At 45.0% G+C, this 15,166-nt stretch carries 9 protein-coding genes and 1 pseudogene; 4 read left to right on the top strand and 6 right to left on the bottom strand.

What is annotated here, in order from left to right; genetic code table 11:
- Nucleotides 1-351 (bottom strand): annotated as a pseudogene (locus F6K52_RS18675) (proton extrusion protein PcxA); the annotation flags it as partial.
- 90 nt (nt 352-441) lie between these two features.
- Between F6K52_RS18675 and F6K52_RS18680 the strand changes: the two are divergent.
- Nucleotides 442-2,637 carry a recombinase family protein gene (locus F6K52_RS18680; RefSeq protein WP_293080713.1) on the top strand — a complete coding sequence of 732 codons (2,196 nt, stop codon included), beginning with the start codon at nt 442-444 and terminating at the stop codon, nt 2,635-2,637.
- A 137-nt stretch (nt 2,638-2,774) separates the two neighbouring features.
- Here F6K52_RS18680 and F6K52_RS18685 read toward each other — a convergent pair whose 3' ends face one another.
- The 3 genes from F6K52_RS18685 to F6K52_RS18695 form a co-directional block, all read right to left on the bottom strand.
- Nucleotides 2,775-3,947: a serine/threonine-protein kinase gene (locus tag F6K52_RS18685; RefSeq protein ID WP_293080716.1), complete on the bottom strand. Its 1,173-nt coding sequence runs from the start codon at nt 3,945-3,947 to the stop codon at nt 2,775-2,777.
- A 332-nt stretch (nt 3,948-4,279) separates the two neighbouring features.
- The gene (cax, locus tag F6K52_RS18690; protein WP_293080719.1) at nt 4,280-5,398 is read right to left on the bottom strand and encodes a calcium/proton exchanger; all 1,119 of its coding nucleotides are present in this window, start codon (nt 5,396-5,398) and stop codon (nt 4,280-4,282) included.
- A gap of 554 nt (nt 5,399-5,952) precedes the next feature.
- Nucleotides 5,953-6,084, bottom strand: a complete 132-nt coding sequence (locus F6K52_RS18695; protein WP_293080722.1) for a hypothetical protein — start codon at nt 6,082-6,084, stop codon at nt 5,953-5,955.
- Between F6K52_RS18695 and F6K52_RS18700 the strand changes: the two genes are divergently transcribed.
- Nucleotides 6,083-8,800, top strand: a complete 2,718-nt coding sequence (locus tag F6K52_RS18700) for a DUF3536 domain-containing protein (RefSeq protein WP_293080726.1) — start codon at nt 6,083-6,085, stop codon at nt 8,798-8,800. The two genes, F6K52_RS18695 and F6K52_RS18700, sit on opposite strands and share 2 nt — an antisense overlap.
- Before the next feature lie 63 nt (nt 8,801-8,863).
- On the opposite strand, the gene F6K52_RS18705 is transcribed toward F6K52_RS18700, so the two are convergent.
- Nucleotides 8,864-9,673 (bottom strand): PEP-CTERM sorting domain-containing protein, encoded by an 810-nt coding sequence (locus F6K52_RS18705; protein WP_293080730.1) that lies wholly within the window; start codon nt 9,671-9,673, stop codon nt 8,864-8,866.
- Between the two features lie 1,143 nt (nt 9,674-10,816).
- Nucleotides 10,817-11,449, bottom strand: a complete 633-nt coding sequence (gene lepB, locus F6K52_RS18710) for a signal peptidase I (protein WP_293080732.1) — start codon at nt 11,447-11,449, stop codon at nt 10,817-10,819.
- Nucleotides 11,450-11,981: 532 nt separating this feature from the next.
- On the opposite strand from lepB, the gene F6K52_RS18715 reads away from it, so the two are divergent.
- Nucleotides 11,982-13,529 (top strand): S-layer homology domain-containing protein, encoded by a 1,548-nt coding sequence (locus F6K52_RS18715; protein WP_293080735.1) that lies wholly within the window; start codon nt 11,982-11,984, stop codon nt 13,527-13,529.
- A gap of 613 nt (nt 13,530-14,142) precedes the next feature.
- Nucleotides 14,143-15,166: SGNH/GDSL hydrolase family protein (locus tag F6K52_RS18720; protein ID WP_293080738.1), on the top strand; the 1,024-nt coding region annotated here is incomplete at its 3' end.

The following is a 15,166-nucleotide window of genomic DNA, read 5'->3' on the forward strand; positions in this document are numbered from 1 at the left end:
CGCTAACACATTCCGACCATACCAGATCTGAAGATTTTCCCTAGCTTGTTGTTGACTACTTTCAAGAGGATTAGATCCGGTTAATTCAGAATTTAGTATAACAGAACGACTGGTTTTAAATTCTGCTATTCTAAGGTTTATCGTCTTTAGGTATTTATTGATTTCTGCTTCAAAATAGGCAATGACGCTGTTACTATATTGACTGGTATCGGCGGAGATTTTTTGACCTCCAAAATATTCATCTTCAATCGCTTTAATTTTTAGTGCCGCTTTGTATGCCTGATCCAAGGCTCTGTCTGGTGTATCGAAGAACCATTGTCTAGCTGTTCGTAAGATAGTTTGAAGATTCATTCAATTCTCTAGGATCATACTCTCAACATCTCACAGGTGCATTCTTGCACCTAATTATTCCTAGAACTCTTACATCCTAGTTCCTGTGGTATGATAACAAATTACCTAAAGAAAAATTCCGTGGTTCAAAATTCACTGTGGATAATTGGCTCAACTCGCACTGGCAAAACAACTCGCCTTGTGAGTCAGTTTTACCAATGGGTTGAAGGAGGACTGGATTGGTTAAACCCAAAGTCGAGTTCAAGATATCAAAGAACCTCCTCAAAAGCCCCAGGAATTTTAGTGTTTGCGGCTAATGACGATAATCGGCGGGAGTTGGCGGATCGGCTCACAGAGGTAATCCGGGGACGGTATCCAGTACTTTCTAAGACACCTTTAGGTTTTTTTCAAGATGAGGTCATGCTATTTTGGCCCTTGTTAATTGGGCGATTGGACCTCAAGGCACAGTTTCCGTTGCGATTGCGTCCTGAGACTGAGCAGGACTTAGCAACCCAGCACTGGCGTACTGAGCTGGATAATGATCTACTACAACTGCCAGGGGGGAATGATTACACTAGAGTTCGCCGCCTCCTGGACTTGTTACAATTAGCAGCAGTGAGTGGGATACCTGTTGAAGACATTCCCTACATGTTAACGGTCGGGATTCCAGAGGAAGAAGGAAACCCGGAACTTTGGTCAACGGTGGGAAAGCTCTTACTAGAGTGGCGAAGCTGGTGTTTAGAGAGGGGATTCTTAAGCTACGGGATTATTGCTGAACTGTATTGGCGGTATTTGTTGCCAGACCCCACTTATCAGCAGTATTTACAGCAGCGGTATCAGGCAGTGCTGGCGGATGATGTGGATGACTATCCTGCGATCGCTCGAGATTTATTTGAGACTCTACTCAATCAAGGGGCTGTGGGAGCTTTTAGCTTTAATCCTAATGGACAGGTACGCTTGGGACTTAATGCTGACCCGAATTATCTAGCGGATTTGGCATCCCGTTGCTTGGTGGAAATCTTACCGGATTTATCTACTGATGCAATGCCCGTTGAATTGGCAAACACAGTAGTGGAATTAATTAGTAATTCCATGTTTATTGAGGGTCTACCTGAATCTATCCAATCGATTCAAACTACCTCCCGGGCTCAACTGTTGCAGCAAACGGCTGGGGTGATTAGTCAAGCTGTCAAGTCTGGGCAAGTGCAGCCTGGTGAAATAGCGATCATTGCTCCAGGTCTAGATGCGATCGCACGCTACACCTTAACGGAAATCCTGACTAACCAAGGTATTGCTGTAGAACCCCTCAACGACCAGCGCCCATTAGTTAGCTCACCGATGGTTCAGGGACTACTAACCCTACTAGCGCTAGTGTATCCTGGCTTGGGACGGTTAGTTAATCGAGATGCGATCGCACAAATGCTGGTAGTACTCAGTAGCCAACCACAACTGCAGGAGTTGAAGGTTGAAAGTTCAAATCTGCAACCGGCAACCCTAATTGATCCTGTCCGTGCTGGTTTATTAGCGGATCACTGCTATGCTCCTGATCCTGAGCAACCTCGCCTATTACCAGTGGAGTCGTTTCCTCGTTGGGATAGGTTAGGGCATCAGGCAACCACTGCCTACTCAGAGATTTTCCAATGGTTAGAACTACAGCGGGAGCAACAACAACAGGGTCTGATTCCTTCGTGCCTGGTAGTTTTCGACCGCGCCATTCAGAAGTTTTTGTGGCATGGCTCTAATCTCGCCTATGAACAGCTAGCAGCACTGCGGGAACTGATGGAAACTGCTCAACACTACTGGCAAGTGAATGGACGCTTGGGGCAAGAGTTGAAGGTGAATGATTCGACCCAAACCAACCAACAACCGTCTAACCGTCAGCGTTCCACCCAAACTATCGCCCAATTCATTCTGATGCTACGTCGTGGCACCGTGACTGCTAATCCCTATCCTGTCCGCCGCCTACCCACAGCTACCAATGCCGTCACCCTTGCTACTATTTTCCAATACCGTGCCGCTCGCCGCTGCCACCGTTGGCACTTTTGGTTAGATGCAGGTTCTTCCCTCTGGCTCAGTGGTGGTGCAGCTACCCTTTTCGGAGCTCATCTATTTCTAAAAGAATGGTCTGGACGTCCTTGGACAGAGGAAGATAAAGTCCAAGCTGATCAACAACGATTAGAGCGAATTTTGCGAGATTTATTCGGTAGAGTTACACAGCGGGTTTACTTGTGTCATAGCGAATTAGCGGTTAGTGGCACAGAGCAGAATGGTCCGTTATTATCTTTGATACATACTGCTGTTTCTTGAAAATTATACTGGTCTAATTCTGCTAGAAGTATTGGCATGTTTGAGTTCAACTTTTACCAGCGCGAAGGGGCAAGCTAGATCTTTTCCGTATTAAAAACCAGAGACCAAGCCCAAGACAAATATCCACAACATCACGCTCACTGGTAAGCCAAAGAGAATCCCCACGATTGCCCAGCCTCTTTGGTGAGCTTTGAAGTGTTCAATACTCCGCCAGCGACGACTTTTCCAAGCCCATTCATTGCCCTTGGCACCGAGCGCGATTGGCCGTAGGCCACGCTAAAAGCGATCGCCATCAACCAACCCAATTGAGGCACCCATGCTATCAGTCCAATCCAAACATTATTCGTCATAGGCCAAAACCAAGGTATCAAAAAAGCTCCCCAGTTCCAGCCTTTGATTTCATCTGGTACCGGTATTCGAGGATCACCTAAACCCCCTTGACCTGAATTATTCACAAAGGTGCTTCGGGGGAGTTTGCTCAGTTTGTTGGTTTTGGGAGTATTAAGTCTCATGCCCAACTCTAGGGCTAGAATTGCTTCAGATGCACTTTTGAAGCGTTGCTCTGGAGCCGGTTCGGTCAGCTTCTGAATCCAGCTAATCAGGTTAGCACTGAGGTTGACTTGGTCTTTAAAGCAAATGCGCAAATTCCGCTGGGGCAAGTCAGCGGGTGCTGTCCCGGTGAGCAAATGAATCAACGTCGCCCCTAAGCCATACAAATCCGATGCTGGTACTGCCCTACCACCAAACTGTTCCATGGGGGCGTAACCATAGGTTCCCACTACCGTAAATGTCGCGCCCTCTTGGGACGCCCGATCCTGCACTGACCCGAAATCGATCACATAAATCTGCCCATCATCCCGTAAAATTATATTGCTAGGCTTAATATCTCGGTGCAGTACAGCTGGATTGAGCTGATGGAGAAATTCAAGAATTTTCAGCACATCCACAGCGATTTGGCGCACTTCCCCTTCTGTAAATCGTTTACCTTGATTTAGTTTTTCCTTGAGGGAGGAGCCAGGGATATAGTTGTGTACCAAGCCAAACCAGAGTACTCGGTCATCAATGTTAAAATAATCAAGATACTTGGGAATCCGGGGATGATTGAGCTGTTTAAGCACCTGTGCTTCTCGCTCAAAGAGTTTTAAATCGTCCCAATTAACGTCACCACCAAATGCCAGCAGTTTAACAACTACCAATTCTGGAGGTGACACTCGTATATCTTCAGCTAGCCAAGTTTGTCGTCCAGCATTATTTCCTAGTTGTTGCTTGAGTTGATAGCGCTCATGTAATATCTGTTCGGCTTCCAGCATCTCGGCTTAATGTCCTCAGTGGCTTATCCATCCCATCAGCGTGCTCGGTTAATCTCAAGCTAGATGGGTGGATAAAGGGAAAAGGGCAAAGGCTAAAGGGGTGGATTAGATGATGATTTTTCTTACCAATCAATTTGTTTGTCTTACGAATCAAACCGATTTATCATTGACATTTAACCCCTCTAGCTCTAATATAGCCAGATTTTCTGGGGATGACAGAGATGATGACAGTTTATTCCCTTGAAATTTGCGTTCCCGTAGCCACGACCGGGCGAGCATTGCTTTGTTCATCATCACCTTCATCGGTCAAACTCTACACACTAGGCGTTAACTCATCCTAATCCTTCAACCACTGGATGGAAGTAAAACGCTAGTCCCAATACCACATAAGCTGCTAATAGCAACACTCCTTCGAGCCAGTTTGACTTACCATCAGAACTAATCGAATTAGTAATCAACACAGCTACGGCTACTGCTACCAATTCAAAGGGATTAAAATCCAAATCCATCGGCTGACCCATAAACCACCCAGCCAGCACTAACACTGGGGCAACAAATAGGGCAATTTGCAGACTAGACCCTACGGCTACGGAAACCGAGAGATCCATCTTATTCTTCATGGCCACAGTTACCGCAGTGGCGTGTTCTGCTGCATTACCAATTACGGGCAGTAAAATTACTCCGGTAAACAGGGCTGTTAGCCCTAACTGTGATGTGGCAGATTCCAAGCTATCCACCAAAAGTTCCGACTCTAGTGCGACCAGCAAGGTAACTACTACCAAGACTCCCACCCACAACCAAATATTAGGTTGATGTTTAGATTCGGAACTGGCCATTTCACCATGCTCTGTTTCTTCTAACTCGATTTCCGCCATACCTACATCAAACAGATAGGTATGGGTTTTCATGGAAAATAATAGAGTTAGCCCATAAACCAGAATTAAAACTAGGGCAACTGCTACTGAAAGCTGTTGTAATGTAGATTGAGGAATACCAATGGATGTGGTATCCATTGCTGTCGGTAGCAACATGGCAATCACTGCTAGGTTCATTGAAGAGGCATTCACCCGCGCCACAATGGGCTGAAACTCCTGTTCTTTGTAACGCAATCCACCCAGCAACATCGCAAATCCCATCACTAGGAGTAGGTTACCGATGATGGAGCCAGTGATGGTGGCTTTAACCACTTCTACTAACCCAGCATTCAGGGCAATTAGGGCAATGATTAATTCTGTAGCGTTGCCAAAGGTGGCATTTAATAGCCCTCCTAGGTTTGGACCGAGCACCACAGCGATTTCTTCTGTGGCTGTTCCCATCCATGCTGCTAAAGGAATAATTGCTAAGCAAGACGTAATGAAGATAACTGCCGAGTTCCACTCTAGAAATTCAGCGGCTACTGAAATGGGAAGAAATACTAGGAAAATTGACAAAATTTGGTTTTTGGTGAGCATTTAGGTTTCTTTACCTCAAAAAAATTACTATTCTAGTCAGTTTCAGGGACTAGGGCAGTAGCGAACCGGGCTTGGTCAATCCCTCTTGCCATCCCCCCGTCTCCCTAAACTGTCACGCCCCTAAGCTGTCACGCCCCTAAGCTGTCACGCACTTAATTTTTGGGTTGAGACTGATGGGGAGATAGGGAGATGGGCAGATGGGGAGATGGGCAGATGGGGAGATAGGGAGATAGGGAGATGGGCGGATGGTTTGACGGTTTCTTTCATAACATGAAAAGATTAAATTTAGATGCGTGTTAGCTTATCAACTGAGATAGGCAAATTAGAGAGTCAAGTACCTTACTCTGTCGCTGGTCTAGTCAATAAAGCTTTTCGATACTCAACGATTTCTCAAGCGCATCAGTCCTAGGGTATATTTTTTAACCATAGAAATTTGCTATGATCTGGTTAAGATTGATAAAATTACCGCAATTTCCATAAACTGATTAGAATTACCTGAATTAAACCTTGCGGTTGAATTCATCATTGTGTTAAGCATTTAACGTTTGTCCTAACTATCCGCTACTTTTGTTCGTTACTGCCAAACCAGTATGAGTTTGCTCAAGGGTATTCGCTGCCCGGCCCCAAACATGACGTTCTGGGGTTGGTTTAGCTGTCTTGCTGTTTTTTTGAATGCATATTCCCATGACTTCAGTAGCTGAACTGCTAGTTTTACAAGCTGAGGAAATAAAGTCCACTGCTAAGTCCACTGCCAAGATAAAACACTACTCGACGCTCAACAACGATTCTCTAGATACCACCACAGGTGTATATATTACTATCCACGGTCATTTCTACCAACCGCCTCGGGAAAACCCTGATCTAGATACCATTGAGCGTCAGCCTACTGCTGCTCCGTTTCATGACTGGAACGAACGGATTTACTATGAGTGCTACCGCCCCAATGCCTTTGCTAGGGTATTAAATGACCAAGGGGAAGTGATAGATATTGTCAACAACTATGACTATTTGAGCTTCAATATTGGTCCAACCTTAATGTCATGGCTGGAAGATTACGATCTCGAAGTGTATCAGCGGATTCTGGAAGCGGACAAGAAGAGTTGCGTACGCTTAAATGGTCACGGAAATGCGATCGCTCAAGTTTATAACCACATCATCCTGCCCCTAGCTAATGAACGGGACAAATACACCCAAATCCGTTGGGGAAAAGCGGACTTCCGTTCCCGCTTTGGTCGTGAACCGGAAGGGATGTGGCTGGCGGAAACGGCAGTAGACTATCTGACCTTAGAAGCACTGGTAGCAGAAGATATTCGGTTTATTATCCTAGCCCCTTCCCAAGCTCAACGTTGCCGCCCAATTCCCAGTGAACACACCAGTGAACACACCAGTGAACACAATAGTAATTCTCCATGGCAGGAAGTGGGAGGTGCTCAGATTGACCCTACTCGGCCTTACCGTTGCTTCCTCAAAAATGGCAAATTTATTGATATTTTTTTCTATAATGGCTCAATCTCGAGAGATATGGGCTTTAATGATTTACTCAGCAGCACTGAACACTTCGCCAAGCGTTTGGGTCAAGCAGTATGTGGGGATCATCGCAGTGCCCAGTTGATTGCTGTGGCAACGGATGGGGAAACCTTTGGCCATCACAAAACAGGCACTGAAAAGTGTATTGCCTACGCTTTTACCCATGAGTTTCCCCAGCGCAACTGGACAGTAACCAACTTTGCCCACTACCTTAGCTTTAATCCCCCCACCTGGGAAGTAGTACTGAAGCCAGTAACAGCTTGGAGTTGCTCCCATGGGGTTGACCGTTGGCAAGATGATTGTGGCTGTGGTGGTGACGGGAAGTGGCACCAAAGGTGGCGTCGTCCCCTGCGAAATGCCATGGATTGGTTACGGGATGAATTGATTCAGGTATATCAAGACAGTGGTAGCCAATTCTTCCAGGACCCTTGGCTAGCGCGGGATGAGTATATCCAAGTGATTCGGAACCGTTCCCCAGCCAATGTAGACAGTTTTCTGGAGCGTCATAGTACTCACCCACTGACGACCGCCGAACAAGTGGATGCCTTACGACTGCTGGAAATGCAGCATCATGCTCTGCTGATGTATACCAGTTGTGGTTGGTTTTTTGAGGAAATCTCTCGTCTAGAAGGGGTTCAGATTCTGCGCTATGCTGCCCGTGCTATCCAGTTAGCTGGTGATGTTGCATTAGTCCAACTGGAAGAAGAATTTATGCAACGCCTTGCTCTAGCACCCAGTAATGTGGAATGCTTTAAAACTGGTGACCAGATTTATCGGCAACTAGTGCTGTCAGCCCAGGTTAGCTGGAAGCAAGTAGTAGCAGACTACGCCATTACTTCCCTATTTAAGAAGTATTCCCAAGAAGACAAAATTTACTGTTACTATGCCCATCAGCAATATTACCAGCTAAAACAAATCGGGGCATTAACCCTAGCTGTGGGACAGTTACAATTGGCTTCTGAGATCACTAGGGAAAGTGGTGATTTTGTGTTTGCCTTGCTATACCTAGGTGCTTGGGACTTCCACTGCTGTATTCAACCCCTTGCTGAATGTCGAGGCTACCGCCAGCGGCTGGAAACATTATTTAATGCCCTAGACCAAGGCAGTGCAGCCCACACAATTTTGGTAATGAATCAGCTGTTTGGGCAGCAACATTTTAATTTGCAGCATCTGTTTCCTGAAGAGCGACACCGCATTATGCAGCTGTTGACCCAGGAAACCTTGACCCGTTTGGATCAGCTCTATACGGAGGTTTATCGGGATAATTATAGAGCCTTAATCGCTTTCCATCAGGGTGGGTTATCTGTTCCCAAGGAGTTGCAAGTAGCAGCAGAAATTGCTATATCCAATCACTGTATTACTGTGATTAGGGCATTAGATAGTGATAGCAGTGATCAGCAGGTGGTATGGAGTAGGTTGGCAGAGTTAGAAGCGATCGCAACAGCAGCGAATCATCTCAACTGTCAGTTGGACACCCTAGAAGTCAAGCAAACCTTAGAAAACTTAATTTTGCGTACGCTCTGGGAAATTCTTTACCACAGTAACCCAGAGGAAGTGGAAGTCGATATTCAACGGCTAGAGAAAATGATTGATGTAGGCAATCAGCTCAATCTCAGCTTATCCTTAGATCGTTGCCAAGAACTGTACTTGCAGTACTTCCATAACCAACTTTTGCCTCAGCTGATCCAAAGCCAAGACTTAAAGAAAGATAGTAAATATAGTGATAGCAATGGCAGCTATCCTTGGCTATGTAAAATCTGTACCTGTAGCACTTCTTTTAGTACTTCAGTTTCCCCAAGCCCCCTACTCAATTTGGGTCAAACCTTAGCAGTGGATCTCAGTGGTTGGATAAGCAACCTAGCCTCACCAGGGTAGGGGAGTTTAGGTTGCTTACCGTGAATCCTCAACAGTTAACTATAGCGTTTAACTATAGCGTTGCTATGACCGTTTGCCCTTAGACAGCACACCGGCACCAAAGGCTCCTACTGCTAGCAGACTGAGCACCGACATCGGTTCAGGAACGGTAGCGCTAGGAACAGTAGTGCTAGGAAAAGCTCCTGCTGCTCCAAAGAGCTGACCGACACCCCCGACGACATTCTGACTAAAACTACCTGCTCCTGTGGTGGGATCGATGGTGATCTGTTGTTGATCACCTGTGTAACCGAACAACGTTCCATTTTCAAATAACAACCCATATATATCGCTAAAGCCGATACTACCAATCTCGGTAGCTGTACCGTCTAGAGCGATAGAAAACAAGGTGTCAGAGCTGCCGTCAACAGAAAGTGATGTGGCAAAAAATTGATTATTTACAGCATCAAATGCTATGTCACCACTGCTGATGAAGTTAGGAATTTTGGCTACTAATGATGCAGCCCCACTAGAGGTATCAATAGTATAAAAACTATTATCTCCAGCTCCGTAAAGGACATTGTTATTAGAAAAATCTAAAGCATTTAAAAACACACCAAGGTTACCAATTTTGGAAGATAAACCTGTGTTTTTATCAATACTATACAAACCCCCGGTAATGCCACCAGTGACACCAAATAGATCACCACTATTGGATAAAGCTATATCAAAAAAGGTGATACCGTTCTTGTTCAATGGTGTAAATGTTCCGGTTGAGGTATCAATCTTGCCAACTTGTCCAATTCCAGTAGAGAGGAAGGATGACGCCTGGGCTGTTCCCATTGTTCCTAGGCTAATAACTAATGCTCCAGCCATAGCTATTGGTAATTTTTTCATGATAGTTTGTTGCTGCAATTATTAGGTGTAGACAGTTAATATAATTTCAAAATTGATATCAATTCCGTTTGATTGCTTGGTTTTATAGATAGTCTGTTTTTTGGGGACTTGTCCTTGATTACTCTTGTTTTAGACAATACTGATGCTATTGGAATTGATATCAATTAGATACTCGAAAATAATCTCGACACTAAGCATTTAACCGTTGGCATTTTGCCAATGGCTGATAGCTGTTCGCGTAGCGTACGTGGCACAGGCTTTGGCCTTGGCCAAAAGGCCACGCTACGCGAATGGCCACGCTGTGCGAACGACGCTGGGACGTAGCGCATATGCTTAGGATCGTTAAACCTAAAAAAGATAAAATAAATTACCTTTTTAACCGGTTTCTATTCATTACATTTAACTAGACTTTTATCTCGACAAAAGGATGAATTGTTATGATTCACAAAATCATAATTTTGTAATATATAAGTTTTGCTTATATTAATTAATTACTAGTAAAAAATAATTTAAAAGTTTACTAATTTACTAAACTATACTGATTTTAAAATAACTAAGTTAATCAATAAATTTTCTACTTGTTTGGGGTTGAATTTGATAACTAATGACTTACCCAATAAATCTAAATAAAGGCGTTTATTTACCAGTTTTGCCTTAGGGTTTTGCACTGGCTACCGACCCACATAATTAGGCGCACATCTTGCGGGCAAAAGCAAAGCGCCCCTACAAATGATTTGTGTTTCAATCATTTGAGAAGCGCGGACGCGATCTAGTCGCTACCGATAATTAGGAAGTAAAGCCTGATGTCGATTAAATTGAGTATTGTGCTATCAAGACTTTAAAATATTAGCTTGAATAGCGAGCATCCTTAGTGGAACGAAATTAGATACGTTGAGCATCCAATTCGCATCAGGCGTAAGTATGAAAATTGATTAGTTAAACTTATAGTAGTTTCCCAAATCCGTAGAGGGCTTAAGTTCACACAACCTTAATATTAGTAATGGGTAATTGGTCATTGTAATTACTGGCAACTCATTACCCATTACCCATTACCCATTACCCATTACCCACTCGGGGATGTGATCACGTACCCAAGGAGCTTGATATTAACCGAAAATTTACCGAGATGTTGAAGGGCGAAGTTCAGATCGAACCAAGTTCACTAAGGGGCCAAAAACGGAAACAGGCACGACCAATGACTTTGTCTTTACCTAGAAAACCCCAAACATGGGAATCGTTGCTATTGTTGCGGTTGTCTCCCATCACAAACAAGTAATTTTCTGGCACCTGCACCAGCCCCATCTGATAACTGGGAGGTTGGGCAATGTAGTCCTCGTCTAGAGGAGTACCGTTGCGATAAACTTTGCCATCTTTGACTTGAACCGTATCACCGGATGTGCCAATCACCCGCTTGATGAAAGCTTGGTCTTTTGAGTAACCCAAAATTTGTAATTGTGGCGGTATTTCAAACACAATAATGTCACCGGCTTTTGGGGTATGGAAACGGTAAGAGATTTTTTCCACCACTAAGCGATCGCCTACTCCCAAAGTGGGATACATCGAATCCGAGGGAATGTAGCGAGGTTCTGCTACAAATACTCGAATCAATAGAGCTAAGGCTAGTGCGATCGCAATAATTTGGAAATTTTCCTGTACTTGCTTCCAAAATGGCGTGCCACCCTTGTCCGCTTGTTGACTCTGAGCATCTGTTTGCTGCTCCTGAACAGATTCAGAAGATTCACTCGGTGCTGCTAATTTCTTTTTCTGTGCATCCATACAAGATTTAAATTTACAGACATTTAAATTGACATTTAAATTGACAATACTGAGTATTGTTACCTCGCCCTTGCCCTAAACATCTTTCCTAGTTTGGCAACTCAGCCAGGATAACACGCTTGATTGCCCTTTTGTGAATTTGCGTTAGCTTCCTCCGCTCTTATGCCCCACAACGAACATGGGCAGCATGAGTGTTTGAAGTTACCGTAAGACAGGGTCGCCTTTATGGTCAGCAGGCTATGCAGAAAAGGGCTAAAACTATTGTATTAAGGCGACCCTGTCTAAGGTTTCGTCTCCAGAGATGAATCGCGGAGCTGGATCTTTCATCCTTTTGAGATCGTCTATAATGAAAGTAGTAGGGAAGACAAATTAAGAGCTAACCGCCACCTACGTGCTTTAAAATCCAACTTTTCTGTATTGTTCCGGTGCGGAGGGGCATCCCGTATCGTTAATAAAGCTTGCCGAGTATCCGAACCGATAGGTGGAGTTGGCAAGAAGCCCACACGCTCACTCAACGAGTCAGTGTGGGAGTATGTCACGAGGTAAGTACTTTTGTTCCACAATGCCCGTGCTGTTTCCACACTCTGTCCTACGTGCGAGTTTAGCGGTTTGTCTTCTTGGTGTGTTGAGTGCCTGCGCCAACACTAACCTAGGTGACGCTTTGCAGCGGTCTTTGGGAGCAGACCCCACACTGAAAGATAACCCACCCAAAAACTTGGGTCGGCCATCTCCAAATAAGCCTCAAACTACTCCCGAGAAACAGAAGTCAGTACCGTTGCCAGAAGACTTCCCCACTGAGATTCCCCGTTATCAACAAGCAAGCTTGGAACAAGTGGAACCCCTCAAAGATGCTGCTGGTCCAGGTAAGTTGACGATTTGGTCATCCCCTGACCCAATTAATTTAATTCAGAACTTTTACCAAAAGACCTTTGAGTCGGGAGGCTGGGAAGTCCTAGACCAGCCAGAGGATCAAGATGGTGGCACATTCATCGTCCGTCGTAATGACTTGGACGTTACCCTTTCGATTCCTGCTCGTGCCACTACTGGCAAATCCACCGCTGCCTCCTCATCAAAGCCCCCAGCGGTTGCTACCAACAGCAGTGTGACTACATTTGATATTCAGTACGTCCGGGATGGTAAGGATACCAAAGCTCAGAAACCAACACAAGCTCAGAAACCAACACAAGCTCAGAAACCAACACAAACTCAGAAACCAACACAAGCTCAGAAACCAACACAAGCTCAGAAACCAACACAAGCTGAAAAACCAACACAAGCTCAGAAACCACAACCATCCTCTGAGGTGGCCAGTAAGCCAGCTCAGGTCAGGTCAGGACAACCAGAGAAATTTACTGACTTGGATAAAGTCCCCCGAGATTTGCGTAAGTATGTGGCAGATTTGGCAGAATTGGGAGTCTTAACCCCAGGCACGGCTAATCCAAAGACCAATGCTGATAGTCAAGGTACTCAGTTTGCCCCCAATCAAACCATAAGCCGCCGTCAGTATGCCCGTTGGCTGATGGATGCGAATAATCGGATCTATGCCAATCGTCCAGGATTGCAAATCCGTTTAGCATCCAAAACTACTCAACCTGCATTTCAGGATGTGCCTCGTACGGATCCTGATTTTCCCTATATTCAGGGATTAGCTGATGCTGGATTAATTTCTAGTCCCCTCAGTGGTGATTCTACGGCAGTATTGTTTCGTCCAGATGCACCCTTGACTAGGGAAAATCTGATGGTGTGGAAAGTGCCTCTCGATACTCGTAAAGCCTTGCCCAAAGCCTCTATTGAAGCAGTGAAAGAAACCTGGGGCTTCAAAGATACCGCTGAAATTGACCCGAAAGCATTGCGAGCCGTCTTAGCTGATTTCCGAAATGGCGATTTGGCAAATATTCGCCGAGTGTTTGGTTATACAATATTGTTTCAGCCTAAAAAAGCAGTCACCCGTGCTGAAGCAGCAGCAGCGCTTTGGTATTTCGGTTCTCAGGGTGAAGGGCAATCTGCCAAAGAAGCATTGTTTATTAAGCCTCAAACCAGTCAGCCATCAGGGGCACCAAAAGCCACGCCATCGAATTAGGTGCATAAAAAACGTAAGCATTCAGCTATCAGCTATCAGCTATTAGCTATCAGCTATCAGTTATCAGCTATCAGCTATCAGCTTAAGCGCTACGCGCAATCGGTGCTTTCAGGTGCGCACCTATAGCGAATTTAATTCGCCAACGGAAAGGGCACCTTTGAATAAAATAAGCTGATAGCTGACGGCTGACGGCTGAATGCTCACTAAAAAACAGTTTAAAACAGCTTTTAGAAGTCAGAAGTCAGAAGTCAGAAGCGGTGCGACCCTGGTGATTTCTAATCACTATCAGAATGGGCACCAAGAGAGTCAAACTCTTGCGCTTACTTAGGTTTGAGACTTTTGTCATGTCTCTTGGTGCCCATTCACGCTTGTCGGGAAACCCGACCGGGGTCGCACCGCTCCTAACTGCCCTGGCGACTGCTATATCAAGTCCGGTTAATCACGTCTAAAATGGTTGATCCGATGCCTGTGAATTTTAAATTTTGAATTTTGAATTGCTAATTGCTTATGGTTAGTTAATTTTCAATGTTCAATTTATTATCAACCCTAAAGGATAACTATTAAATCGGACATGATCTGAGATAATTATCTGCAATTAAGGTAACAAATTATCATGAAGACACAAATTGCCGCTACAGGATTAGTCTTTTTCTCTTTAATGTTGCCCCTCAAGGCAAATGCTGTCGAGTTGTTTAGCAAGATGTATATCTTTGGAGACAGCCTCTCTGATCAAGGCAATCTGTTTAATGCCACCGCAGAGCAAATTCCCCTCAGTCCACCCTATTTTGAGGGACGTTTTTCCAATGGGCCCAACTGGGTGGATTATCTTGCAGGGGATTTGGAATTAAACCCCACTCTGTTTACCACTATTCCCTCAGGTGCTATCCCTACTCAAGGCATTAACTTCGCTTTTGGTGGTTCTACTACAGGCACTGAAGAAACTGCCCCTGTTACCTCCTCTGGATTGGTAGTTTTACCAGGATTGCAACCGCAGATTGATGCCTTTACTGTTCCCCTAATACAAGCCGGTCAGTCGGCTGACCCAGATGCTCTGTATATAGTGTGGGCTGGTGCTAATGATTATCTACCCAACCAACGCAATTTTGAACCATTTACAGAACCTGACACCACCTTGGCAAATTTGTCAGATGCACTGCAAGACCTGACTGATGTTGGGGCTAAGAATATTATGGTAGTTAACTTGCCAGATTTGGGCAATACGCCTATTGCTCTGGGAGTTGATGGACGTGTTCCTGGTACTACCGATGCCCTCAATACCTTGACAGAAGACCATAATTCTGGTTTGTCTGAACTACTCGATCAATTCAGTCAAATTCCTGACTCAGATGTCAATATCATCCCCGTTGATGTTAATTCTATATTTAGGGAAATTCTGGCTCAGCCGACGGAATTTGGTTTGACAAATGTCACTAGTCCTTGTGTGAATATACCAGCACAATTTGTATGTGAGAATCCCGAGGAGTTTTTCTTCTGGGATTTACAACATCCAACCACTGGTATTTATCGGATTATTGCGGATTTAGCCCTGTCAGCATTGAACAGGACGCCGCGCCCGAGTGGAGCGGCCTGTCCGAACAGCAACGCACCCTGCTGGCACCGCTGGAGCAGCGCTGGTC

This window comes from Moorena sp. SIO3H5 (assembly GCF_010692395.1).
Taxonomy (GTDB): Bacteria; Cyanobacteriota; Cyanobacteriia; order Cyanobacteriales; family Coleofasciculaceae; genus Moorena.